Here is a 21,704-nt window from a genome sequence, read left to right as displayed (position 1 = left end):
GGGTGCGGTTGGCACCTGCCCCAGCCGCAGGGCGCGGTCGTGACCGGGGGCACGCCGCGCCGCTGCGTGGGGCTGCTGCTCAGGCCCCGCCCGCGGAGGCCTTGCGGCGCTCAGCGAGGACGGCGTCGTGACGGGCGGCGGTGGCGAAGGCCGCACCGGGCTCGGCGATGGAGCCGAAGGAGGCGAGGTCGCGGCGGAAGACGACGGCGGCGAACCAGTCCATCATGATGCGGACCTTGCGGTTGACAGTCGGCATCGCGTAGACGTGGTAGCCGCGGTGGGCGGTCCAGGCGGTGAAGCCGCGCAGGTCCCGGCCCATGATCCTGGCGACTCCCTTGCCGATGCCCAGGGAGGCGACGGTGCCGATGTTGGCGTGCGCGTACTGGGCGAGCGGGACCTCGGCGCCCTGGGGGGCGGTGAGGACGGCGACGAGGTTGTCGGCGAGCACCTTGGCCTGACGCACCGCGTGCTGGGCCGTGGGGGCACAGGTCGCCTGCGGGTCCTCGCTGGTCAGGTCCGGGACCGCGGCGCAGTCGCCGGCCGCCCAGGCGCCCTCCACGGGCACGCCGTCGCGGGCGACCTGGAGGGTCGGCAGGGCCGTGACGCGGCCGCGGGCATCGATGGGCAGGTCGGAGGCCGTCTGCAGCACCGGGGCGGCCTTGACCCCGGCGGTCCACACGATGGTGTCGGCGTCGAACTCAGTGCCGTCGGACAGGACGACGTGCCCGTCCACGCAGGAGGTGAGGAAGGTCGACAGGCGCACGTCGATGCCACGCTCGAGCAGCTGCTGCAGGCCGTAGCCGGACAGCTCCTCGGTCAGCTCGGGCAGGATGCGGCGCGAGCCCTCGACGAGGACGAAGCGGACGTCCTCCTGGTCGATGGAGGGGATGGCCCTCACCGTGGCACGAGCCATGTCCTCGAGCTCGGCGATCGCCTCGACGCCGGCGAAGCCGCCGCCGACGAAGACGAAGGTGAGCAGGCGCCTGCGGCGCTCGTTGTCCCAGGTGGAGGCGGCGTCCTCGATACGGGTCAGGACGCGGTTGCGCAGGGCGGTGGCCTCCTCGACCTGCTTGAAGCCCATGGCCTGCTCCGCCAGGCCGGGGATCGGCAGGGTACGGGCCTCGGCGCCCAGGGCGAGGACGAGGTGGTCGTAGGACAGGGTGTAGCTCTGGACCTGCTCGCGGGTGGACTGCGGGGTGGGCGGGCGCACGGTGACGGTCCTGGCGGCGTGGTCGATGGCGGTGACGGCGCCGGTGATGATGGTGACGCCGTCGAGGTTGCGGCGGTGGGGGGCGATGATGTGGCGCGGCTGGATGGAGCCGGCGGCGACCTCCGGCAGGAAGGGCTGGTAGGTCATGTAGGCGCGCGAGTCGATGACGGCGATCTCGACCTGGTCGAGGTTGAGCTGGGCGCGCAGGGAGCGGGCGACGCAGAAGCCGACGTACCCGCCACCGGCGATGACGACGCGGGGCGGGCGGTGGGTGCCCTGCTCCGTGGTGACGCCGGGCACGTCACGGCGGGCCGGACGGGCGGACAGGGCGAGTGCGGCGCCGACGGCCAGGAGGCCGGCGGCCGACAGGGCGATGGTGGTACGGCGGCTCATGCGCATAATCTAAGGGCACCCTTAGTTCCAGGCCATCACGGGACCGGCCTGCACGGCATGGTCCCGGTCACAGTGGGCTCCGGTGCGCCGACCGCTCACCGGTCGCCGGCCACGCGCGTCCACGCCTCCAGCGCCAGGGCTCCCGCTCCGCGCGCCCACTCGTCGAACTCGAAGGCGCGGGTGAGGACCGGCACCGGCTCCGCGGCCCAGTGCCGCAGGGCAGCGACCTGCGCGTCGAAGTCCTCGCGGTAGGCCTCCACCACCCCGACCCCCTCGCCGGAGACGACGACGAGCTCCGGATCGACGTAGGCGATGAAGGTCCCCACGATCGTCGCCGCGGCCAGCGCCGCACGCCTGAGGACGCCATCGACGCCGTCGTCCTGGCGTGCCCGCGGGCTCAGGAGCATGTCGAGGCTGAGGTCCTGCGCCCGGCAGCCCAGGTGCCCGGCGGCCGCCGCGAGGATGCCCGAGGTCGAGGCCAGGGCGCGGGCGCAGCCCGGGTGCCCGATCTCGCACGGTGGCCCGGAGGGGTCCACCGGCAGGTGCCCGACGCTTCCCGCCGCCCCCCTGGCCCCGGAGAGGATCTCGCCGCCCACCACCGTCCCGCAGCCGATCCCGGCGCCCAGGGTGACCAGGCCGAAGGGGTCGCGTCCACGCCCGGCACCGAACCAGGCCTCGGCGTAGGCGAAGGCGCGCACGTCGTTGGCCACGGTGCACGGCAGCCCGGTGGCCTCGTGGACCATGTCGGCCAGAGGCGCATCGCGCCACCCCAGGAAGCTGGCCACGACGACGGTCCTCCTGCCGACGACGGCCGCGCCCAGGGAGATCCCAACAGCGTCTGGGCGCCGGCCGCTGCGCTCAGCCAGCCGCGTCACCACCGAGGCGATGAGGGCGCTCACGCGCACGGCGTCGGTGTGGGCCAGGGGCCTGGTCTCACTGGCGAGGACCTGGCCGCGGGGGTCGGTGAGGACGGCGTAGAGGGTGTCGTCGGTGAGCTTGACGCCCACCACGGTGACGCTGCGCGCGACGACGGCCAGACGGCGCACGGGCCTGCCCGGGCCTGCGCTCTCCTGCGGGGGCTGCTCCTCGACGAGGCCCGCCTCGATGAGGGGACGCACGGTGCGCGTCGTCGTCGCCGCCGACAGCCCCAGGCGCCGGGCGAGCTCTGCTCGGCTCATGGGCCCGGCCGAGACCAGCTGGAGCAGGGCCCTGGCGCCGAGGCTGCGTCCCGCGTCCAGCACCACCCGGTCCCCGCTCCCACCGTCACACCCTGCCCGTCGAGCCACTGGGCTCACGGGACGGGGCGCCACCGTGTGCCGCCCACGTCGCCGGACACTGTAGGACAAAGCCTTGCGCATCCGGGAACCACCAATTATTTTCATCCCACAAGGAATCGACTGAGGTTCCCACCCCTTGGAAGGACAAAGATGACCCTCCACCTGCGCCGTGCCGGTACCTCCCTGGTCCTCGACCTGCTCAACGACCGTTTCCCGGTGGTGCGCCACTGGGGCCCGGACCTGGGCGAGGTCAGTGGCGAGGACCTGGCCCAGGCAGGCCTTGCCGCAGCCACCAGCCTGGGCACCAACACCGCCTGGATCACCAACGACCTGCCGCTGCTGCCCCTGGCCCACCTGGGCTGGAGCGCGCGCCCCGCCGTGGCGCTCTCGCGCGCCGACGGCACCGCCTTCTCCCCCCACCCCACCGTCTTCACCCACGAGCACTCCACCGAGGACACACCCGCAGGCACCGCCCAGGTCCTGCGCTCGAGCGGCACCGACCCGGTCCACGCGCTGACCCTGGGCACCGAGCTGCGCCTGGAGGCCTCGGGTCTCGTGCGCGTGCGCGCCTGGGTGCGCGACGAGCGCCCCGAGTCCGACGACGGGCGGGGCGGCGACCTCGTCGTCGGCGAGCTCACCCCGGTGATGCCCGTGCCCGACAGCGCCGACGAGCTGCTGGACACCACCGGCCACCACGTCCAGGAGCGCAGGCTCGTGCGCACCCCCTTCACCCCGGGCACCCGCCTGCGCGAGTCCTGGGAGGGGCGCCCCGGGCACGACGCCGTCACCTGGCTGGCCGCGGGCCCCGCCGGCTTCGGCTGGCGCAGCGGGCGCGTCCACGGCGTCCACGTGGCCTGGTCCGGAAACGTCCGGCACCTGGCGATGTACACGGCCTCGGGTCGCAGGCTCCTGGGAGCCGGGGAGCTGCTCCTGCCCGGTGAGGTCTCGCTGGCCCCTGGGCAGACCTACACCTCGCCGTGGACCGTCTTCTCCTGGGGCGAGGGCCTGGACGCCCTGGCCCACCGCAGCCACGCCTGGCTGCGTTCGCTTCCCGCCCACCCCCAGCGCCCCCGTCCCGTGCTGCTCAACACGTGGGAGGCCGTGTACTTCGACCACGACCTGGCCACCCTCAAGGCCCTGGCCGATGCCGCGGCCGAGGTCGGCATCGAGCGCTACGTCCTGGACGACGGCTGGTTCGGCTCGCGCCGCGACGACACCTGCGGCCTGGGCGACTGGCAGGTCTCCCCCGAGGCCTGGCCCGACGGCCTGGAGCCCCTGGTGGAGCACGTCCACGCCCTGGGCATGGAGTTCGGCCTGTGGTTCGAGCCGGAGATGGTCAACCTCGACTCCGAGCTGGCCCGCGCCCATCCCGACTGGATCCTGTCCGACGGCGCCGGCGGCGCGCCCGAGCACCGCCACCAGCGGGTCCTCGACCTCACGGCACCGGGCGCCTGGGACTACCTGTTCGAGGCCCTGTCCACCCTCGTCGAGCGCCTGGGCATCGCCTACATCAAGTGGGACCACAACTCCCCCCTCCTGGCCGCCGGGCACGAGGTGGCGGAGCCCACGGCGGGCCGCCACGGGGCGGCCGCCGTCCACGACCAGACCCTGGCCCTGTACCGGCTCCTCGACGCGCTCCACGAGCGCTTCCCCGCCCTGGAGATCGAGTCCTGCGCCGGCGGCGGCGGACGCATCGACCTGGGCATCATGGAGCGCACGCAACGGGTGTGGGCCTCGGACTGCATCGACGCCCACGACCGCCACAACATCCAGCGCGGCACCACGCTGCTGCTGCCCCCCGAGCTCGTAGGGACCCACGTCGGCTCCGGGCGAGCCCACACGACCCTGCGCGACCTCGACCTCGACTTCCGTGCCGGCACAGCCCTGTGGGGCCACATGGGGGTGGAGTGGGACCTCACCGAGGCCGATGCGCCCACCCGCGAGCGCCTGGCCTCCATCATCGCCCTGCACAAGGAGCTGCGCGGCCTGCTGCACTCGGGCCTGACGGTCCACGCCGACCTGCCCGACGACGACGTGCTGCGCATCGAGGGCGTGGTGGCCCCCGACGGCTCCGAGGCCGTGTACGAGATCGCCTGCCTGGGCCAGCTCCTGGCCTGGCCCACGGCCCCACGCCCGCTGCCCGGCCTGGACCCCTCACGCCGCTACCACGTGCGCCTGGCCGCACCGGCCTACCCCGAGCTCAGTCTCACGGCGGGCTGGATGGCCCAGGGCGTCACCCTGCCCGGCTCCTACCTCACCACGACGGGCCTGGCGCTGCCGGTGCTGCACCCCGACCACCTCATCCTGCTGCGCGCGAGCGCCATCGACTGAGCGGCCGGGCGGGCGCCCCCACCCGGCGCGCCCGCCCGGAGCGTCTCCTGCCCCGTTCCTGGCCCCTGAGGGCCGCCTGCCTCACACCGTTTCCCACATCACCGTCGATATGGAGACCCGATGTCCACCTCGTCCCCGGTCGCACGACCACCGCGCCGCCAGCGCAAGCCGCGCTCTGATGTCAAGCTCGGCCTCACCTTCATCCTCCCGGCAACCATCGGCCTCGTCGCCTTCTACATCTGACCCCTCATCCGGGGCATCTGGCTGTCCTTCACCGAGTACAACCTCCTCACCCCCGAGCAGCTCACCGGCCTGGACAACTACACGCGCATGGTGCACGACGACACCTTCTGGAACGCCATCGTCGTCACCGTCCAGTACGTCGTCATCAACATCGGCCTGCAGACGCTCCTGGCACTCGTCATCGCCGTCCTCATGCAGCGCCTGACCCAGTCCACCTTCGTGCGCTCGATCGTGCTGACGCCCTACCTCGTGTCCAACGTGGTCGCCGCCATGCTGTGGCTGTGGATCCTGGACAACACGCTGGGCATCACCAACCAGGTCCTCGAGGCCCTGACCGGCTCGACCGTGGACTTCTTCTCCTCCACCCTGGCCATCCCCACCATCGCGGTCATCAACGTGTGGCGGCACGTGGGCTACACGGCCCTGCTCATCTTCGCGGGCCTGCAGTCGATCCCCGGCACGGTCTACGAGGCGGGCAAGATGGACGGAGCCAGCGAGTGGCGGATGTTCTGGCGCATCACGGTGCCCCTGCTGCGCCCCATCCTGGCGCTGGTGCTCATCATGACGATGATCGGCTCCTTCCAGGTCTTCGACACCGTCTCGGTCGCCACGCAGGGCGGCCCCGTCAACACCAGCCGCGTGCTGCAGTACTACATCTACGACATGGCCTTCGGCCGCTTCCAGTTCGGCTACGCCTCCGCCATGGCGGTGGGCCTGCTGGTCGTCCTGGCGGCCATCACGATCCTGCAGTACCGCATGACCCGTGCGGGCGAGACGGACCTGGACTGAGGAGGACCACCCATGACAACGACACCCGAGTCCCTGTCCGCCACGCCATCGCGCCAGGGCGCCACCACCCGCGCCCAGTGCCCCGCCCACAGGATCAGCGTGGGCAGGGCCCTGGCCTGGACGGCGATGGTCCTCATCATGCTGTTCACGCTCCTGCCCTTCTACTGGGTCCTGCGCACGGCCTTGTCCTCCAACGCCGGCATCACGGCGGACCCCACGAGCCTGCTGCCGGTTGACACCAACCTGCGCGGCTTCTCCCGGGTCTTCGGGATGCAGTCCACCGAGGAGGCGCTGGCCGACGGCGGCAGTGGCGCGGCCATCAACTTCTGGCTCTACCTGCGCAACTCCGTCATCGTCTCCACTCTGGTGACCGTCGGGCAGGTCTTCTTCTCGGCGATGGCCGCCTACTCCTTCTCCCGGCTGCGCTGGCGGGGGCGCGACACGGTCTTCGCCGTCTTCCTGGGCGCCCTCATGGTCCCCTCGATCTTCACGCTCCTGCCCAACTTCGTGCTCATCAAGCAGCTCCACCTCATCGACACCCTCCTGGGCGTGGCCCTGCCGACGATGTTCATGACGCCCTTCGCGGTGTTCTTCCTCAAGCAGTTCTTCATGAACATCCCCCGCGAGCTGGAGGAGGCCGCGCTGCTCGACGGCGCCTCGAAGGTCCGGGTGTTCTTCACCCTCATCCTGCCCATGGCCAAGGCACCGATCTCGACGCTGGCGATCCTCACCTACATCACGGCCTGGAACGACTACTTCTGGCCGCTTCTCGTGTCCTACACGGACTCCTCGCGCGTGCTGACGGTGGCCCTGGCGGTCTTCCGCTCCCAGGCGCCGCAGACCGGTCCGGACTGGTCCGGGCTCATGGCCGCCACCCTGGTGGCCGCGCTCCCGATGCTGCTGCTGTTCATGGCCTTCGCCCGGCGCATCGTCAACTCCATCGGCTTTACCGGAATCAAGTGAGGCACCAGATGACGACTCAACCGACCCGCCTTCTCAGCTCCTCGCTGTCGCGGCGCAGCCTCCTGTGCGCCATGGCCTCGGGCGCTGGCGCCCTGGCCCTGTCCTCCTGCTCCCAGGGCTCCCGGGCCCCGGGCTCGGGCACCGTGGAGTACTGGCTGTGGGACGCCAGCCAGCTGCCCGCCTACGAGGCCTGCGCCGAGGTCTTCAAGGCCAGGACCGGCATCACGGTCAACATCACCCAGATCGCCTGGGGCGACTACTGGACCAAGCTGACGGCGGGCTTCATCGCCGGGACCGGTCCGGACGTCTTCACCGACCACATCTCCAAGTTCGCCCAGTTCGTGGACCTGGACGTCCTCGTCCCGCTCGACGAGCAGGCCGCCTGGGCGGGCGTGGACGAGTCCGCCTTCCAGGCGGGGCTCATCGACCTGTGGAAGGGCGAGGACGGGCACCAGTACGGCTGCCCCAAGGACTGGGACACGGTCGCGGCCTTCTACAACAAGGACATGCTCTCCCAGGCAGGCCTGACCGACGAGGACATGGCCGACTGGTCCTGGAACCCCACCGACGGCGGCACCTTCGAGCGGATCCTCGCCAGGCTCACCGTGGACAAGAACGGCGTGCGCGGCGACGAGCCCGGCTTCGACAAGAGCCGGGTCGCCGTCTACGGCCTGGGCATCCAGGACGCCGGCGCCGGGGACGGCCAGACCCAGTGGAGCCCCTTCACCGGCTCCGCGGGCGACTGGTACTACACGAACAAGGAGACCTGGGGCAACCACTACCGCTACGACGAGAAGCTCTTCCAGGAGACCATGGACTGGTACTTCGGCCTGGTGGACAAGGGCTACATGCCGCCGCGCGGGGCCTTCTCCTCCACCACCAGCACCGACGTGCAGCTGGGCAGCGGCAGGATCGCCATGTGCTTCAACGGCTCGTGGATGTTCAGCACCTACGCCAAGCTCGACATCGAGGTGGGGGTCGCAGCCAACCCCGTGGGCCCCAACGGCAGGTCCATGTCCCTGTTCAACGGCCTGGGGGACTCGATCTGCAAGCAGTCGGCCAACATCGAGCAGGCCTCGCAGTGGGTCGCGTTCCTGGGCACCGCCGAGGCACAGGACATCGTGGCCTCCTACGGGATCGTCTTCCCGGCCATCGCCTCGTCCAGTGACAAGGCCGTCAAGGTCTTCGAGGAGACCGGGCTGACCACCGCGCCCTTCACCCAGCACGTCAAGGACCGATCGACCTTCTTCTTCCCGCTGACCTACTTCGGCGCGGACGTGACGGCCATCATGAAGCCCGCGACGGACGACCTGTGGGCCAACCGGGCTCCTGCCTCGACGCTGACGGCTTACAACGATCAGGTCAATCTCCTGTTCGAGACCTCCACGCACGCGACGGGCTGAGACCGCCCAGCCCACAGCGCCCTGGGGACGGTGGCCGGCCGGTGCCGGCCACCGTCCCCAGGGCGCGCTCAGCGCAGGTTGAGGACCTGCCCGGTCGTGGTATCGACATCGACGCGCTCGGCGGCCGGGTGGCTGGGCAGAGCGGGCATGGTGGACAGGGCGCCGCAGACCGCTAAGACGTAGCCGGCTCCGGCGGCCAGGCGCACCTCACTCACCGGCAGGCGCCACCCGGTGGGCACGCCGGTGAGCGCAGGGTCGTGGGACAGGGACAGGGGCGTCTTGGCCACCACCACCGCCAGCTCCGCGTAGCCGTCGTGCTCGCAGTCATCGAGGAAACGGGCGGCAACCGGGGCGTAGTCAACACCGTCGGCCCCGTACATGGCAGCCACCCGGCCGATCTTGGTACGCAGGCTGTCTCCGGGCCCGTACAGGGGCCTGCCGGCGCCCCCGGGGCCGCCGTCGCGGGCGGCCCGGCAGGCGCGGGCCACCTCGTCGGCCAGCTCGGCGCAGCCTGCCCCGCCCTCGGTCACCGGCCTGACCACGGTCACGCGGGCGCCGGCCTCGCGGGCCAGACGCTCGACCTCGGCGAGCTCGGAGTCGTGGTCCGTGGGGAAGACGTTGATGGCGACGACGGGCTCCATGCCGAAGCCACGCACGATCTGCAGGTGCTTGAGCATGTTGCCGGCCCCGGCGCGCACCTGCTCGGGGTTCTCCTGGAGCATGGCCTCGGGCAGGTCCCTGCCGGGCGCGATCCGGTAGGCCCCCGAGTGGGCCTTGAGGGCCCTGACGGTGACGACGAGGACGGCGGCCTCGGGGCGCATGCCGGAGACCCGGCACTTGAGGTCGAAGAAGCGCTCGAGGCCCATGTCGGCACCGAAGCCAGCCTCGGTGAGGACGTAGCCGGGCTCCTGGCCGGGGAGCGCGGCCATGCCGCGGGCGGCCACGAGGTCGGCAATGACCGAGGAGCAGCCGGTGGCGATGTTGCCGAAGGGCCCGGTGTGGATGAGGGCCGGGGTCCCCTCGCCGGTGCGCAGGAGGTTGGGGGCCAGGGCGTCGCGCAGGATGGCCGTCATGGCACCGGCGGCACCCAGGTCCTCGGCGGTGACCCACCGTCCCGCCTCGTCGCGGGCCACGACGACGCTCCCCAGACGCTCGCGCAGGTCCGCCAGGGACGTCGCCAGGGACATGATGACCATGACCTCGCTGGCGGGGGTGATGTCGAAGGAGGCCTGGCGGGTGACGCCGTCGGCCGCGGAGCCGAGGCCGATGACGACGTGCCGCAGGGCACGGTCGTTGACGTCCAGGACCCTCGGCCAGGTGATGGTGCGCTCGACGATGCCCAGGGCGTTGCCGTGATGGAGGTGGTTGTCGATCATCGCGGCCAGGAGGTTGTGCGCCGCGGTGATGGCGTGGAAGTCGCCAGTGAGGTGGAGGTTCATGCGATCGGCGGGCTCGATGCGCGCCCTGCCGGAGCCGCCGGCTCCGCCCTTGATGCCGAAGGTGGGGCCCATGGCGGACTGGCACAGGGTGAGCAGGCTGCGGTGCCCGCGGTGGGCGAGGCCCTGGGCCAGGCCGATGGCGACGGTGGACTTGCCCTCACCGAAGGAGGTCGGGGTCATGGCGGTGACGACGACGTAGTGCGGCGGGCTGCCGGGGGCCTCGCCGTCGGGCTTCAGGACGGACAGGTCGATCTTGGCCACCTCCCGGCCGTAGGGGATGAGGTGGGAGCCGTCGATGCCTGCGCGTGCCGCGAGCCCGGTCACCGTCACGGGCGTGCCAGCGGCGGCGGCGGTGCCGGCGGCACGAGCGGAGACGCTGGTGGTCCGGGTCACGCCATCGACCTCGGTCATCGGAGCAGGGTAACCAGCAGAGGCCTGCACGCACTCGGGTTCGGCGACACCGCTCACGCCGCGGGGCGGCGCCCCCACCGCTCCACGGGAGAGCACCCGCCCCACATGCTCACAGCCAATTCTCAGAGTTTCGTACACCCTAATATTTGTTTAGGCTCCGTCCCGGGCCCTTCAGACCTCGGTCGGCAACGCCCTCCACTGCAGGCCCCTTGACGATTGGAGATCCTGTGACTCACTCCTCCTCGGCCCTGTCACGGGCCGGACTGACCAACCCCCACGTCCACGAGTTCGTCGCCGAGTGGTCGCGAGTGCTGGCCCCCGACCACATCGAGGTGATCGGCTCCGACGACGACGCGCGCCTGCTCTCCGAGGCCCTGGCGGACGGCGAGATCATCGAGGCCGGCCACGACCTCTACCTGGCCCACAGCCACCCCAAGGACACCGCCCGCTCCGAGGAGCGCACGGTCGTGGCCACCCACGACCCCGCCGACAAGGGCGTCTACAACAACTGGCGCCACGCCGAGGAGGTCCGCCCCCAGCAGGTGCAGCGCATGAGCGGCGCCATGACCGGCAAGACGATGTACGTCGTGCCCTACCTCATGGCCCCTCCCGGCTCCCCGCTGCGACGCTGGGCCGTGGGCGTGGAGCTGACGGACAACCGCGTCGTCGTGCTCCAGATGCTGCGCATGGCCCGGGTGGGCGCGCAGTACCTCAACGACCTGGAGGACCCCGCCTTCTTCGTGCGCGCTGTCCACGCCACCGGCGACCTGGACGCCCTGGGCCAGGGCACCGAGGACGACCAGCGCCTGTTCGCCACCATCGCCGACCGCCGCGAGATCCTGCACTTCGGCTCCGCCTACGGCGGCAACGCCCTGCTGGGCAAGATCGCCCACGGGCTGCGCCAGGGCTCCTACGACGGCTGGTCCTCCGGGCGCTTCATGGGAGAGCAGTTCATGCTCATCGGGATCCGTGACAAGGAGACCGGGCGCGTCTACCACGTGTGCGGCGGCATGCCCTCCGCCTCCGGCAAGACGAACCTGGCCATGATGCTGCCGCCCGCCGCCCTCGGCGAGCGCTACGAGGTCGACTTCTACGGCGACGACATCGTGTGGCTGCGCGTTGACGACAACGACGGGCGCGTCTACGGCATGAACCCCGAGTACGGCACCTTCGGCGTCGCCAAGGACACAAGCTGGGAGTCCAACCCCAACGCCATGCACGCCGTCGCCGAGGGCACGGGGACGCTCTTCGTCAACGTCGCCCACCACGAGCGCACCCACGAGCTGTGGTGGGAGGGCAAGACCCCCGACTACCCCGAGGACGTCGAGGGCTGGCGGGACTGGCGCGACGAGCCCATCTGCGAGCGCCCGGCGGAGCACCAGCGCTCCGGAGAGGACGCCGACCTGTGGAGCCAGAAGAACTCGCGCTTCACGGCCCGCCTGTCCGTAGTGCCCAATATCGCCGAGGACTACGAGCGCCCCGAGGGCGTGCCCATCGACGCCATCATCTTCGGCGGCCGCTGCCGCGACCGCGAGCCCCTCATCCGCGCCATCACCAACGTGGCCGAGGGCGTCTACGACGGTCTGACGCTGGGCGCGGAGGCGACCTTCGCGGCCGAGGGCACCGAGGGGCGCCTGCGCTACGACCCCATGTCCATGCGCCCCTTCATGTCCTTCCCCGAGGGCGCCTACGCCCGCCACTGGCTCACCGTCCTGGGCCAGGCCGAGCACCAGCCCGTCTTCGCCCACGTCAACTGGTTCCAGCGTGATCCCGAGGACGGCCACTTCCTGTGGCCCGGATACGGGGAGAACCTGCGGGCGCTGCTGTGGCTCATCGACCTCAAGGAGGGCCGCGCCCAGGGCCGCCAGACGCCTGTCGGCATCGTGCCGCTGCCCGAGGAGCTCAACCTTGAGGGCTTCGAGGGCTCGCGCGAGGACCTGGACCGGCTGCTCGAGATCGACCTGGACCGCTGGTCGCAGGAGGTCTCCCTGCGCGAGGAGCACCTGAGCCAGTTCGAGGGTCTTCCCGAGGAGATCTGGCAGGCGCACCGCCGGGTGAGCGCCGCGGTGGCCGAGGCCCGGGAGGCGGCCGCGGGGTCACAGGACTGACCTGCGGGCCGGGCGGGCCCCGGCTCAGGCGGTCGCGTCGTCGGCCTCCTGGGCCAGGGCCCGCTCAAGCGCGTGAGCGCAGACCTCCACCGGGTAGCCCTTGCGCGCCAGGTGCGCCAGCACCCGGCGCCGGCGCACCTCGGGGGCCAGGGCGCGGGTGAGCGCCAGCCTCCTGACCGCGAGCGACAGCGCGGCGGCCCGCTCGTCGTCGGCGTCGATCTGCTCGAGCGCCGCGGCCAGGTCCTGCTCGCCGACGCCCTTGCGGCGCAGCTCCTGGGCGATGGCCCGGCGGGCGGCCCCCTTCTCGGCAAAGCGCGTGCGCGCCAGGGTGGCGGCGTAAGCGGCGTCGTCCACGACCCCAGCGGCCTCGAGACGGTCGAGCACCTCCTCAGCCACGCGAGGCTCCGTCCCCTTGCGGGCGAGGATCTGGGACAGAACGGCACGTGGCGCGGCCGAGCGGTCGAGGCGGCGCAGGACGAGGTCGCGCGCCTCCTCAACCTGCTGCTGGTGCTCGTCAGGGGTGAGCCAGGGCATCAGAAGCCGCCAGCGTCCTCACCGAAGGCGTCCGCCTCCTCGACCGCCTTCTTGCGCTTGCGCGCTGAGGAGGCGCTGCCTGCGGCAGCCGCCTGGCGCGCGGGGGCGGGCTCAGCGGCCTGGGCAGCGGCCTGCGCCTCCTCCTTGGCCTTGCGGCCGGCCTCCCCGATGCCCAGGACACCCAGGATCTTGTTCTCGATCTCGTCCGCCAGTTCCGGGTTGTCGCGCAGGAAGGTGCGGGCGTTCTCCTTGCCCTGGCCCAGCTGGTCCGTACCGTAGGTGAACCAGGCGCCGGACTTGCGGATGACACCGTTCTCGACGCCGAGGTCGATGAGCCCGCCCTCACGGGAGATGCCCTGGCCGTAGATGATGTCGAACTCGGCCTGCTTGAAGGGCGGGGCCATCTTGTTCTTGACGACCTTGGCGCGGGTCCGGTTGCCCACGGGCTGGTCCCCGTCCTTGAGGGTCTGGATGCGACGCACGTCGATGCGCACGGAGGCGTAGAACTTCAGGGCCTTGCCACCGGTGGTGGTCTCCGGGCTGCCGAAGAACACGCCGATCTTCTCGCGCAGCTGGTTGATGAAGATGGCCGTGGTGCCCGTGGCCGACAGGGCCCCGGTGATCTTGCGCAGGGCCTGGCTCATAAGCCGCGCCTGGAGACCGACGTGGGAGTCGCCCATCTCGCCCTCGATCTCCGCCTTGGGCACGAGCGCCGCCACCGAGTCGATGACGATGATGTCCAGCCCGCCCGAGCGGATGAGCATGTCCGCGATCTCGAGGGCCTGCTCACCCGTGTCCGGCTGGGAGACGAGGAGGTTGTCGGTGTCCACTCCCAGGGCCTTGGCGTAGACCGGGTCGAGGGCGTGCTCGGCGTCGATGAAGGCGGCGTTGCCACCGGCCCGCTGGGCGCTGGCCACCGCGTGCAGGGCAACCGTCGTCTTGCCGGAGGACTCAGGCCCGTAGATCTCGACGACGCGGCCACGGGGCAGCCCGCCGATGCCGAGAGCGACGTCCAGCGCGGTGGAGCCGGTGGGGATGACGGCCACCGGCGGGCGGGAGTCGTCACCCAGCCGCATGACGGAGCCCTTGCCGAAGGACTTGTCGATCTGGGCGAGGGCGGTGGCCAGGGCCTTGGAACGGTCCTGGGGCTGGTTGGCTGCGGGCATTGCTCTACCTCGGTCTCGTGCGGCTCCTCGCCGCGGCGGTCAGGGCTGGTCCTTCGGGGTGGGTTCCCCTCTCCGGGGCCCACGAGCGACGCTATGGCGGACCACTGACACGTATCCCGCCCCGAGCCGCCGATGGTGGACAGCCCCGGCCGGGAGGTCGCCTGGGGACGACAGTAGTCGTACAGGTGTTCGAGATGCCAGTTGGGCTCCGGCGTGTCACTGCCCCGCAGCGGGTAGAGACGGCCTCCGGCTCACCCCCGGCGCCGCCCGTCCTCCCGGTAGACCCAGCGGTCCGCCTGCGAGGCGTCGGTCTCGTCGCACAGCGCGTCCCACACCCGCCGCGGGCTGGTGCCCGCGTCCAGGGCCTCCTGGGCGGTGGTCCCCAGACCCGTGAGCACGAGGTCCTTGACCAGTGAGCGGCCGTAGGCGGAGCCGTAGACGCTCTCGACGGCGCGCCAGAGCTCGGAGTGCTTCATGGCGTCACTGTCCCACACCCGGCGCGCGCCGCGTGAGCGCGGCCGAGGACGGCACGGCAGGCTCAGCGCAGGAACAGGCGCTGCTGACGCACCAGCTCGTCGGGGACGGTGTCCGGCACGCTCACACCCTCGGACAGGGCGATGCGGTCCGAGACCTCACGCAGCACCGCGGACAGCGGGGCGTCGAGCGCCTGGCAGATCGAGGCCAGCAGCTCGGAGGAGGCCTCCTTCTGCCCGCGCTCGACCTCGGAGAGGTAGCCGAGGGAGACCCGGGCCTGGGAGGAGACCTCACGCAGGGTACGTCCCTGGTGCTGGCGCACCGAGCGCAACACCTCGCCGATCTCACGGCGCAGCAGGACGTTGTCGGTCTTGACGGGTTCCACGGGGGCACCGTATCCCGCCGCCGGCACCGGGCGCATCGCGGTCCTGCCTGCGGGACGGCCAGGGCGAGCGGTACGGGGGTGAGTCGTCTTGTTCATCACTGGGTGCAACCGTTCGGTCAGTGGTTTCATTCCTGCCCGGGCACAACCGGAGCCCCGGGGCGTCGCGGTGATCCTCGCCCGCCTGTCTGGGAGAAGTCTTGGAGACGGCCTCAGTGGAGCCTGGGAGGCTCAAGTAGGTCGAGGGCGAGGCTGACGACGGCCCTGGCCGCCCCCCGGCGCACCCGGCTGCGGTCCCCGCCCAGCCTCAGAGCGCGCCCGGCCTCGTCCCACGGCGTGACGACCGCGACGTGCACGGTCCCCGCCTCATGGCCGTCCGCAGGTCCCGGACCCGCCACGCCCGTCGTCGCCAGGCCGACCTGCGCCCCCAGCACGCGCGCCACGCCCCGGGCCATCTGGAGGGCGACCTGCGCGTCCACGGGCCCGGTGCGCGCCAACAGCCCGGCATCGACCCCCAGCAGCTCGGCCTTGGCCCGCGTGGCGTAGGCCACGACACCCCCCACGAGCACCGTGGAGGCCCCGCTCACGCCGACGAGCGTGGAGCACACCATCCCACCGGTGAGGGACTCGGCGACGGCCAGCGTGAGGCCACGCTCGCGGGCGGCCTCGAGCAGGCGCTCCGCCCGCGCCTCCAGGCAGCCGGCGCCGTCCGCACGCGCCAGGGGCGTCACGGCGCGGTCCGTGACAGGACGACGGCCTGGCGCACGTAGTCCAGGCCGGAGACCACGGTGACCACCAGCGCGGCACCGACCACGCCGTAGGACAGGGCGTCCAGCACCTGGGCGGCGCCGGCAGGCAGGAAGGCCCCCCAGGGCAGCAGCAGCCCGATGAGGGCGGTGATCTGCAGGACCGTCTTGAGCTTGCCGCCCCTCGAGGCGGCCATGACCGCCCGGCGCAGCATGACGAAGCGCAGGAGGGTGATGCCGAGCTCGCGCACGAGGATGACGAGGGTGACCCACCACCACAGGCGGCCGTCAACGGACAGCAGGACGAAGGCGGACAGGGTCAGCGCCTTGTCCGCGATGGGGTCGGTGATCTTGCCGAAGCTCGTCACGAGGTTGAGCGAGCGCGCCAGGTGGCCGTCGAGCTGGTCGGTGAGGGAGGCGATGGCGAAGACCGCCGTCGCCGTGAGCCTCATGGCGTCACCTGGCTGCAGCACGAGCCAGACGAAGACCGGCACGAGCAGCAGGCGCAGCACCGTCAGCGCGTTGGCGATGTTGAGCAGCGGAGCCCCGGCGCCGGGCCCGCCCGGGGCGGAAGTGTCTGTATCGCTCATCACGCCCAGCCTATAGCCTGTGAGGGTGAGCACCCGTGTACCACGTCCCCCCGTTCCTCCACGCGCCCCGGCACCCGTGGGGGCGCACGGCCGGGGGCCGCGGCGCCACGGAGCCTCGCCACGGCGGTCGTGGTGGCCAGGAGTCCTCGTGCTGCTCCTCGTGCTCGGCGTGGCGGGTGCGGGCACCCTCGTGCTGGGCGGGCGCCTGGCCACTCCCCCGCGCTCCGCCCCGCCCGCTGCCACGTCCCGGGCCCCGGCCCCCACCGCCTCCCCGACGCCGAGCCCCACCCCGTCCGCGCCGCCGGACGTCCACCTCACCATCGGCTACGCCGGTGACGTCCTGACCCACATGCCCGTCATCGAGGACACGGCTGGTGAGGGCGGGGACATCGCCCCCCTCATCGCCGGCGCCACCGCCTGGACCTCGGGCGTGGACCTGGCCCTGTGCGGGATGGAGGTCCCCGTCTCACCTGTGGGCGTCGCCTCCGGCTACCCGGTCTTCGCCTCCGCCCCCGCAGTCGTCACCGCCCTGGCCGCCTCCGGCTTCGACGGCTGCGCGACCGCCTCGAACCACGCCTGGGACCAGGGCTTTGAGGGGGTGCTCGCCACCGCCGACCAGCTCGAGGCCCACGGCATGGGCTACGCGGGCACCAACCGCAGCGAGGCGGAGGCGGCCACCGGCTACCAGCTCTACACGCTGGAGCGCGAGGGTGTGCGCGTCACCGTCGCCCAGCTGTCCACCACCTACGGCCTCAACGGCTTCGTGGCTCAGCCCTCCTGGGCCGTGGACCTCAACGACGTCTCCGCCGTCGCGGCCCGGGCCCGTGCGGCCCGCCAGGCGGGCGCCGACATCGTCGTGCTGCACACCCAGATCGGTGAGGAGTACCTGCTCGAGCCCGTGGACGCCCAGCGGGAGTACGCCGCCGCCGTCGCCGCCACCGGGGAGGTGGACCTGCTGCTGGGGGCGCACCCGCACGTGCCCCAGACCAACGAGCTGCTGCCGGGCGGACCTGGAGGCCGGGGCATGTGGGTGTCCTACTCTGCGGGCAACTTCCTGTCGAACCAGTCCGAGGCCCAGGGCACCGTCATGGCGGGGATCGGGCTGTTCGTGTGGGCCGACGTCGTCGTGAGCACCGCCGCCGACGCCAGCCGGCAGGTACGCGTCGAGGCACTGCACTGGCACCCCTTCACCGTGGACAACGACGGCGGGCACCGCATCATCGACCTGGCGGCCGCCCAGCGCGGTGAGGTCCCTGAGGGCTGCACGCTCTCCACGTGGGAGATCGAGCGCCGCTGGCAGGCGGTGATGGCCACGGTCAACAACGCCACCTACAGCGAGCAGGCCCCCTCCCCCACCGGCCCCGATCCGGTGGCCCTGCCTCGTTCGTAGCCCGGAGCCGGGCCGTCCTCAGGCCCCGGGCGGGCCGCTCACCACGAGGGGCCGCGGTTGGTCAGGCTCCAGGCGTCCTCGGAGTCCTCCTCGGCGCTGTCGTCCTCCCAGGACGGGGACTCCTGGAGCCCACGGTCGGCCGCGAGGGGGTCGCCCGCGTAACGGTCGGTGGCAGCGGGACCACGCAGTCCCGAGGGCACGCGCGCGGCGGTCGCGGCGCTGGCGCCCGGGTCCTCGACCTCGGGGGCCGTCCCCTCGCCCTTGATCCAGGCCAGGGTCTGCTCGAGCTGCTCGGGCTGGACGAGGACGTCGCGGGCCTTGGACCCCTCGGAGGGCCCGACGACCTCCCGGGACTCGAGCAGGTCCATGAGCCGGCCGGCCTTGGCGAAGCCCACGCGCAGCTTGCGCTGGAGCATGGACGTGGAGCCGAACTGGCTCGTGATGATGAGCTCGGCGGCCTGCAGGAGCAGGTCCATGTCGTCGCCGATCTCCTCGTCGATCTGCTTCCGGACCTCGGGGACGATGACGTCCTCGCGGTAGTCCGGCTCCAGCTGGCGCTTGACGTGGTCCACCACGGCGCGGATCTCCGACTCCGTCACCCACGAGCCCTGGATGCGCACCGGGCTGGAGGCGCCCGGCCCCAGGTAGAGGGCGTCACCCTGCCCGGTGAGGGTCTCCGCCCCGTTCTGGTCCAGGATGACGCGCGAGTCGAGCTGGGAGGCTGTGGCGAAGGCCAGACGCGAGGGCACGTTGGACTTGATGAGGCCCGTGACCACCTGGGCCACCGGCCGCTGGGTGGCGAGCACGAGGTGGATGCCGGCGGCACGGGCCAGCTGGGTGATGCGCTGGATGGAGGCCTCGACGTCCTTGGGGGCCGTCATCATGAGGTCGGCGAGCTCGTCGACGACGACGAGGAGGTAGGGGTAGGGGCTGATGACGCGGGCCGAGCCCTCGAGGGGCTGGACCTCGCCGGCGCGCACCGCCTTGTTGAAGTCGTCGATGTGCTTGTAGCCGAATGAGGCGAGGTCGTCGTAGCGGGCGTCCATCTCACGCACCACCCAGTCCAGGGCCTCTGCGGCCTTCTTCGGGCTCGTGATGATGGGGGTGATGAGGTGCGGGATCCCCTCGTAGACGGTCAGCTCGACCCGCTTGGGGTCAACCAGGACCATTCGGACCTCCTCGGGGGTGGCCCTCATCATGATCGAGGTGATCATCGAGTTGACGAAGGAGGACTTGCCTGAGCCGGTCTGCCCGGCGACGAGCAGGTGGGGGGTCTTGGCGAGGTTGGTCACGACGTAGTCGCCCTCGACGTTCTTGCCCAGGCCGACGACGAGCGGGTGGGACTGCCTCCTGGCGACCCCCGAGCGCAGGACGTCGCCGAGCTTGACCATCTCGCGGTCGGAGTTGGGGATCTCGACGCCGATGGCGCTCTTGCCCGGGATGGGGGTGAGCAGACGGATCTCGTCGCTGCCCACCGCGTAGGCGATGTTCTTCTCCTGGCTCGTCACGCGCGAGACGTTGACGCCGCGGCCCAGGTGGACCTCGTAGCGGGTCACCTGGGGCCCGCGCGTGTAGCCGGTGACGGTGGCGTCCACGCCGAACTCGGTGAAGACGCCCTGGAGGCACTCGACGATGGCGTCGTTGGCCTCGGTGCGCGTGGCGTGGCCGGGTCCGGGCTCGAGCAGGGCGTCAGCCGGCAGGGTGTAGGCACCTCCACCGGGCAGCGTCATCGGGCTCAGAGCGATCTCGTCGGCCAGGTCACGGGTGTCGTCGCCACGGACCTGGGGGGTCTGCTCGGTGACGGCCTCCGGCTCGCTGGGCGGCACGGGGCGCGCGCCACCGGGCCGGGCCACGCGCACGGCGGGAGGCTCCTCGGCCTCCAGGCCGGGCAGGGCGCTGTCGGTACGGATGACGGTGGTGGCGGCGTCGCGGCAGACCTCCTCCTGCCCGCCCACGGACGGGTCGGCAGCGGGGCCCTGCAGCGGCTCGGCCGCGGCGCGCGGGCGACGGGTGCGCCTCCTGGCGCCCCTGGCGGGGGCTGGCGGCTGCTCGTCGTCACGGGTGCCCGGCAGGAGGGCCGTGCCGGAGTCGATGGCGCTGACGAAGGGCTCGTCGGCCTCGTAGGAGTCCAGGCGCGAGGTGGGCGCCTGCGTGGCGCCCTCGCGCCCGGCGCGTGCGGCACGGCGCTCACGCAGGCGGTCGATGAGGCGCAGGGCGAGGGAGTCGTCGCTCGGGTCGTCGTCCAGGCGCTCCTCGCCGCGGCGCTCACGCATGAGGTCGCGCACCTCGGCGACGGTCAGTCCCGACAGCACGATGAGGGAGAAGACGATGAGGAGGATGAACAGGATGACGGCGCCCACCGCGCTGAAGAGCACGGTGAGGGGGTAGCCGACCGCCCAGCCGAGCAGGCCGCCCGCCTGCTCGATGGGGCCCAGGCCCTCGGTGACGGCGGGGTTGCCCGCGGCGACCTGGATGATGCCGGTCAGGCCGGCCAGGACCCCGAGGCAGCCGACGGCGACCCGCGCGTGGACGGTGGCCATGCGGTGCACACGCAGCATGGTGACGCCCAGGGCGGCGAGCAGCAGCGGCACAACGACGCCGAGCACGCCGACGGGCCCGGCGGCGACGTGGTGCAGGACGCCACCTGCGGCGCCGGAGACGCCGAACCACTCGCGCAGGGCGGTGACGACGGCGAGGGCGAGCAGGAGGAAGGCCCAGGCCGTGCGGCTAAAGCGCGCGCCGGGCAGGGACCGGGCCTGCGCCGGGGCCTGCTCGGTCTGAGTGGTGCGGCTGCGACGGCCGGAGCCGCGCGCGGGAGACGGGGTCGAGGAGCGACGAGTGGCCATGATGCTGCGACGCTAGCGGCTCGCCCTGGGCGCGGGGGGCCGCCACGCCGCCCCGGCAGGTGTGCTGTGTGCCGTGCCCCGGCGGGCTCAGGCCCCGGCGAGCAGGGCGTCGATCTCCTGGCGGCGGGGGGCCCGGGCCGGCCCGAGCCGGCAGACGGCCTCGGCGGCGGCGGCATTGGCCCGTCGGGCGGCCGAGACGACGTCCAGGCCGTCCATGAGGCCGGTGACGAGGACCCCGGTGTGCGTGTCCCCCGCCCCAGTGGTGTCCACAACGTCACGGACAAAGCCGGGCACCTCCAGGTGCTCGCCCGTGGGCAGCCACAGCTCGCAGCCGTGCACGCCGGTGCGCCGCACGATGAGCGCGTCGGGTGCGGCCTCGCGCAGCCGGTCGGGGCTGCCGAGCCGGGCGATGATCTCGGTGATCTCGAGCATGTTGCCGGTCAGCAGGGTGGTGCGCGCGAGCAGGGGCAGGAGGATGGCGTCGTCGATCTCGGCCTGGGCGGGGCCGAGGTCGAGGATGAGCCCGACCCCCTGCGGCATGGTGAGCAGCCAGTCGGACAGGGGCTTGGCGGAGCGGCTGTGGGCGAGGTCGTAGCCGGTACAGTAGACCCAGTCGCCCTCGATGAGGTCCAGGCGCTCGAGGTCCTCGACCTGGGGCTCGGCCTCGATGCCCTCGGTGGTGATGAAGGTGCGTCGGCCCGAGGGCTCGATGAGCGTCGTGCAGGTCCCGATGTCCCCGACGAGCTCGTCGACGACGAGCTCGACGCCGTCGCTGAGCATCGCCCGGCGCACCTGGGCCGAGTTGGGCCCAGTCCCCAGGGTCGCGGCGAGGGCCGTCGGCACGCCCTGGCGCGCGACGGCGGAGACCACCGTGTAGCCGCCGCCGACCACCGGCCCGGAGGAGACCGCGGTGACGGCACCGCCGGGCAGGGGCACGCGCTCGACGCGCAGCGGCAGGTCCACGAGGACCGAGCCGGTCGAGATGAAGCAGGGTGGGCGCAGCACGGGC

16 protein-coding genes and 1 pseudogene are annotated in these 21,704 nt (G+C 72.2%); 6 read left to right on the top strand and 11 right to left on the bottom strand.

Annotation, left to right across the window (positions count from 1 at the left end; genetic code table 11):
* Positions 1–79: 79 nt before the first annotated feature.
* Complete coding sequence (locus tag ACSJJR_RS04015; protein ID WP_435942194.1) at positions 80–1,603, bottom strand: NAD(P)/FAD-dependent oxidoreductase; 1,524 nt, start codon at positions 1,601–1,603, stop codon at positions 80–82.
* 95 nt (positions 1,604–1,698) lie between these two features.
* Positions 1,699–2,844: an ROK family protein gene (locus ACSJJR_RS04010; RefSeq protein WP_435942193.1), complete on the bottom strand. Its 1,146-nt coding sequence runs from the start codon at positions 2,842–2,844 to the stop codon at positions 1,699–1,701.
* A 186-nt stretch (positions 2,845–3,030) separates the two neighbouring features.
* Between ACSJJR_RS04010 and ACSJJR_RS04005 the strand changes: the two genes are divergently transcribed.
* From ACSJJR_RS04005 to ACSJJR_RS03990, 4 genes and pseudogenes are all read left to right on the top strand, one after another.
* Positions 3,031–5,211 carry an alpha-galactosidase gene (locus ACSJJR_RS04005; protein ID WP_435942192.1) on the top strand — a complete coding sequence of 727 codons (2,181 nt, stop codon included), beginning with the start codon at positions 3,031–3,033 and terminating at the stop codon, positions 5,209–5,211.
* Positions 5,212–5,331: 120 nt separating this feature from the next.
* Positions 5,332–6,243 (top strand): annotated as a pseudogene (locus tag ACSJJR_RS04000) (carbohydrate ABC transporter permease).
* A gap of 12 nt (positions 6,244–6,255) precedes the next feature.
* Positions 6,256–7,206 carry a carbohydrate ABC transporter permease gene (locus ACSJJR_RS03995; RefSeq protein ID WP_435942191.1) on the top strand — a complete coding sequence of 317 codons (951 nt, stop codon included), beginning with the start codon at positions 6,256–6,258 and terminating at the stop codon, positions 7,204–7,206.
* Positions 7,207–7,214: 8 nt separating this feature from the next.
* Positions 7,215–8,609 (top strand): ABC transporter substrate-binding protein, encoded by a 1,395-nt coding sequence (locus ACSJJR_RS03990; RefSeq protein ID WP_435942190.1) that lies wholly within the window; start codon positions 7,215–7,217, stop codon positions 8,607–8,609.
* Positions 8,610–8,677: 68 nt separating this feature from the next.
* Here the strand turns inward: ACSJJR_RS03990 and ACSJJR_RS03985 are convergent, their stop codons facing one another.
* Positions 8,678–10,459 carry a formate--tetrahydrofolate ligase gene (locus ACSJJR_RS03985; protein ID WP_435942189.1) on the bottom strand — a complete coding sequence of 594 codons (1,782 nt, stop codon included), beginning with the start codon at positions 10,457–10,459 and terminating at the stop codon, positions 8,678–8,680.
* Between the two features lie 227 nt (positions 10,460–10,686).
* Here ACSJJR_RS03985 and ACSJJR_RS03980 point away from each other — a divergent pair, with 227 nt between their 5' ends.
* Positions 10,687–12,567 carry a phosphoenolpyruvate carboxykinase (GTP) gene (locus ACSJJR_RS03980; RefSeq protein WP_435942188.1) on the top strand — a complete coding sequence of 627 codons (1,881 nt, stop codon included), beginning with the start codon at positions 10,687–10,689 and terminating at the stop codon, positions 12,565–12,567.
* 24 nt (positions 12,568–12,591) lie between these two features.
* Here ACSJJR_RS03980 and ACSJJR_RS03975 read toward each other — a convergent pair whose 3' ends face one another.
* The 6 genes from ACSJJR_RS03975 to pgsA form a co-directional block, all read right to left on the bottom strand.
* Entirely contained in the window at positions 12,592–13,101 is a 510-nt protein-coding gene (locus ACSJJR_RS03975; RefSeq protein WP_435942187.1) for a regulatory protein RecX, read from the bottom strand.
* Positions 13,101–14,267 (bottom strand): recombinase RecA, encoded by a 1,167-nt coding sequence (gene recA / locus ACSJJR_RS03970; protein ID WP_435942186.1) that lies wholly within the window; start codon positions 14,265–14,267, stop codon positions 13,101–13,103. The genes ACSJJR_RS03975 and recA overlap by 1 nt, the downstream gene beginning before the upstream one ends.
* A gap of 251 nt (positions 14,268–14,518) precedes the next feature.
* Positions 14,519–14,743, bottom strand: coding sequence for a DUF3046 domain-containing protein (locus tag ACSJJR_RS03965; RefSeq protein ID WP_435942185.1), 225 nt, complete (start codon positions 14,741–14,743; stop codon positions 14,519–14,521).
* A 62-nt stretch (positions 14,744–14,805) separates the two neighbouring features.
* Entirely contained in the window at positions 14,806–15,222 is a 417-nt protein-coding gene (locus ACSJJR_RS03960; RefSeq protein ID WP_435942184.1) for a helix-turn-helix domain-containing protein, read from the bottom strand.
* Positions 15,223–15,335: 113 nt separating this feature from the next.
* Positions 15,336–15,845 (bottom strand): CinA family protein, encoded by a 510-nt coding sequence (locus ACSJJR_RS03955; RefSeq protein WP_435942260.1) that lies wholly within the window; start codon positions 15,843–15,845, stop codon positions 15,336–15,338.
* 5 nt (positions 15,846–15,850) lie between these two features.
* Positions 15,851–16,459, bottom strand: a complete 609-nt coding sequence (gene pgsA / locus ACSJJR_RS03950; RefSeq protein WP_435942183.1) for a CDP-diacylglycerol--glycerol-3-phosphate 3-phosphatidyltransferase — start codon at positions 16,457–16,459, stop codon at positions 15,851–15,853.
* A 148-nt stretch (positions 16,460–16,607) separates the two neighbouring features.
* Between pgsA and ACSJJR_RS03945 the strand changes: the two genes are divergently transcribed.
* The gene (locus ACSJJR_RS03945) at positions 16,608–17,849 is read left to right on the top strand and encodes a CapA family protein (protein ID WP_435942182.1); all 1,242 of its coding nucleotides are present in this window, start codon (positions 16,608–16,610) and stop codon (positions 17,847–17,849) included.
* A gap of 38 nt (positions 17,850–17,887) precedes the next feature.
* On the opposite strand, the gene ACSJJR_RS03940 is transcribed toward ACSJJR_RS03945, so the two are convergent.
* Together ACSJJR_RS03940 and ACSJJR_RS03935 are read right to left on the bottom strand one after the other, a co-directional pair.
* Positions 17,888–20,695 carry a DNA translocase FtsK gene (locus tag ACSJJR_RS03940; protein WP_435942181.1) on the bottom strand — a complete coding sequence of 936 codons (2,808 nt, stop codon included), beginning with the start codon at positions 20,693–20,695 and terminating at the stop codon, positions 17,888–17,890.
* An 87-nt stretch (positions 20,696–20,782) separates the two neighbouring features.
* Positions 20,783–21,700 carry a PfkB family carbohydrate kinase gene (locus ACSJJR_RS03935; RefSeq protein WP_435942180.1) on the bottom strand — a complete coding sequence of 306 codons (918 nt, stop codon included), beginning with the start codon at positions 21,698–21,700 and terminating at the stop codon, positions 20,783–20,785.
* Positions 21,701–21,704: the final 4 nt, after the last annotated feature.

Source organism: Actinomyces sp. W5033 (assembly GCF_051303165.1).
The sequence above is the reverse complement of the archived record's forward strand: the minus strand, read 5'-3'. Positions and strand labels throughout refer to the sequence as shown.